This window comes from Nonomuraea sp. NPDC002799, from assembly GCF_053592075.1.
Map to the genome: position 1 here is coordinate 1 of NZ_JBSFVA010000135.1, position 1,635 is coordinate 1,635.

2 protein-coding genes are annotated in these 1,635 nt (G+C 72.4%); both read right to left on the reverse strand.

The genetic code is table 11. From position 1 onward, the window contains the following. The coding region (locus tag ACWD0F_RS52065; RefSeq protein WP_449890582.1) for a roadblock/LC7 domain-containing protein at window positions 1–232 on the reverse strand (232 nt) is incomplete at its 3' end. Next, a partial coding sequence (locus ACWD0F_RS52070) for an ATP-binding protein (RefSeq protein ID WP_449890584.1) occupies window positions 229–1,635 on the reverse strand: 1,407 nt, incomplete at its 5' end. The genes ACWD0F_RS52070 and ACWD0F_RS52065, both read right to left, overlap by 4 nt.

Consider the following 1,635-nt stretch of genomic DNA (forward strand, 5'->3'; position numbering starts at 1 on the left):
TCTGGTTGACCGCACCGCCCTCGAACACCCTGGCCGCGCCCTGCGTCAGGCTCACCAGCCCAGACGCGATCGCGGCCAGCTGATCGGCCCGGTCGACCGGGAACCCCGACGAAGCCGCCAGCGGCAACCCGTCGGACGAGACCACCACCGCGTGCGCGACTCCCGGAACGGTACTGACGAAGTCGGTGATTAACCAGTCCACCCCACGTGCCGCGTGGCTCAGGTCGTTCACGCGCCCTCCTCCCTACTGTCATTCCTGGAGCCGGGTCCGTAGGCCCTGCCCTCGCTGATGTCGTCGCGTGCGGCCCTGAAGCCTTGCTGGAAGCTCGAAAGTCTGCTGCGCACCCGGTCGGGTGAGACGGCCGGCATGGGGGCGACGCCCTTGGGTGCCGAGACCGTGTCGGCCGAACCTGGCACCAGGTTGGCCTTGGGCACCCGCTTGGGCAGCCCGGCGGCCGTGGCTCCGTCGCGTACCGGCTCCATGACCGCCTCTGCCGCGCTCCAGCCCGCGTCCGCCTTGCTGGAGCCCCAGGTGGCGCTGCTCTCCGCGCCGTGGTCGAACCACTTCGACTCCACCGAGGCGAAGATCGGCAGGTACTCGTCTCCGGCCGAAGCGGGCTGGACCACGGGGATCGGGCCCGTCGCCGCGGCCTCGGTCTCGGGGAAGTCGTAACGCTGCGAGAAGGGCGACGCCTGCTCCGCCGCGCGCGTCCACGGACGTGGATCGTCGGGGAGGGCGCCGCGCTGGGGCAGGGAGTGCTCTCCCGACAACGGTCCGCGTGCGGAGACCCACACGTCGTTGGAGGGTGGGGCCTGCCTGGCGGGCGGGGGTGCCGGCGGCGCGGAGGGCGCCGAGTTGGCCGACATCCAGTTGCCGGCCTCCGCCGGCCACTGGGGCACCGACGGCCAGGAGCCGCCCTGCGCGGGCTCGGAGGGATACGACGGGTACGACGGATGCGCCGGGCCCATCTGGTAGCCGCCGGGCCACGGACTGGCCGCGGCCGGCTGCGGCGTGGGGAAGACCTCCTCGCGGGCGCCGCTCGCGGGAGCGGAGCCGGCGTACGAGGGGGCCTGCGCGCCGAGCAGCGACTCGGGGATGAGCACCATGGCGGTCAGGCCGCCGGAGCCGTGCGGGCGGAGCTGCACCCGGATGCCGTGGCGGTGCGCCAGCCTGGCGACCACGAACAGGCCCATGCGGCGCGACACCGAGACGTCCACGCTGGGCGCGTCCGTCAGCCGGTCGTTGGCCGAGACGAGCTCATCCTGCGTCATGCCGATGCCGGAGTCGGTGATGGAGAGCATGATGCCGCCGCCGTCGATCCGGCTGCCCGAGACGGGCACGCGGGTCTCGCGGGGCGAGAACGACAGCGCGTTCTCGATGAGCTCGGCGAGCAGGTGGATGATGTCGTTGACGGCCTGGCCGGCGATGGAGACGCCCTCGGGCACCTCCAGCACGACCCGCTCGTAGTTCTCGACCTCCGACAACGAGGCGCGGGCGACGTCGACCAGCTTGACCGGCTGACTCCACCGGCGCGGTGGCTCCTGACCGGCCAGGACCAGCAGGTTCTCGCTGTTACGCCGCATACGGGTGGCCAGGTGGTCCAGCTTGAACAGGTTCCCGAGCCGCTGCTCGTC